At 51.5% G+C, this 1102-nt stretch carries 2 protein-coding genes; both read right to left on the minus strand.

Annotated elements, in window-relative coordinates; genetic code table 11:
• Positions 1 to 267 precede the first annotated feature (267 nt).
• Positions 268 to 687 carry a type II toxin-antitoxin system YafO family toxin gene (locus SOP95_RS31470; RefSeq protein WP_274077710.1) on the minus strand — a complete coding sequence of 140 codons (420 nt, stop codon included), beginning with the start codon at positions 685 to 687 and terminating at the stop codon, positions 268 to 270.
• A gap of 6 nt (positions 688 to 693) precedes the next feature.
• Positions 694 to 837, minus strand: a complete 144-nt coding sequence (locus SOP95_RS31475) for a hypothetical protein (RefSeq protein WP_272605283.1) — start codon at positions 835 to 837, stop codon at positions 694 to 696.
• Positions 838 to 1102 lie beyond the last annotated feature (265 nt).

Raw genomic sequence — 1102 nt, forward strand, 5'->3', positions numbered from 1 at the left:
CGCAAACCCCTGTAGGAGCTGGCTTGCCAGCGAAGAGGCCCTGTCAGGCAACTTGGCTTTCACTGATGCAACAAAAACCCGGATGTATAATTTGAGGCGTAACGCGAATTCATGAACACCGCAAACCCCTGTAGGAGCTGGCTTGCCAGCGAAGAGGCCCTGTCAGGCAACTTGGCTTTCACTGATGCAACAAAAAACCCGGAAGCTTTCACTGTCCGGGTTGGCTGCGTATCTGTGGTGATTTTTCGCAGTAACGACCTTTTCAGATCACAGTTCGTCCAGATCGGGAAAGATTATTTTCCCGATCACCCAAGGCTCAACAATCTCGTAATGCACCGAGCGTAGAAATGATCCCCATTCACGTCGGTTGTGGGCGTCCGGGCCGGTGACTGTAAGCAAAAGGTACTCGTCCCGAAAGGCGTCATAGGCATAGATCAGCCAAAAGTCATTGTCAGGATCGTTGACCAAGGCTGTGCGGTAGTACTGGCGGTTGATTTTCGCCCATCGCTCTTGAATCGCTTGGGTACTCGCCAAGTGGATGTGATACATATCGCACAGATCGAGTCGTTCGTCCCGACCGAAAATTGCAGGTAATTCATTACACACTTTGTAGTTGTAAAAGTGTGCAGCGAAGTTCTGCCAGTTGCCTATTTGTTCAAAAAGCGCGGAGATTTTGACGGCTGGCATCCAGGCCTACTTTGTAATAGGTAGCCTGCCAGTGATCACAAATTTATCGAACACTTTCTGCCCATCACGCGCGGCTTGCCGAACATCAAGGAATGTCAGTTCATCACGAACAGCCTTTTTGTTGGGTTTGTCCTTTTTGGTGGTGGCCATCGGAGCCTCCGAAGGGTGTGTATTCATACTGACCAGCTTATGTGAATAAGTTTTTTCCGGCAACGATAGATCCCGGCCCCGAGGGGGACAAGTCGGCGGCTTCTGGCGTATTTGTAGGAAAGAGCTCAAAGGTGTGCAGCCTGAATATCGTCGCCAACAATCATGGCCGCTTCGCTGGTAAGCCAGCTCACGTTTTGTGTGCAGCGCAGCCCCCTGTAGGAGCTGGCTTGCCAGCGAAGAGGCCCTGTCAGGCAACTTGGCTTTC

Source organism: Pseudomonas sp. YuFO8 (genome assembly GCF_035065025.1).
GTDB lineage: Bacteria > Pseudomonadota > Gammaproteobacteria > Pseudomonadales > Pseudomonadaceae > Aquipseudomonas > Aquipseudomonas putida_AE.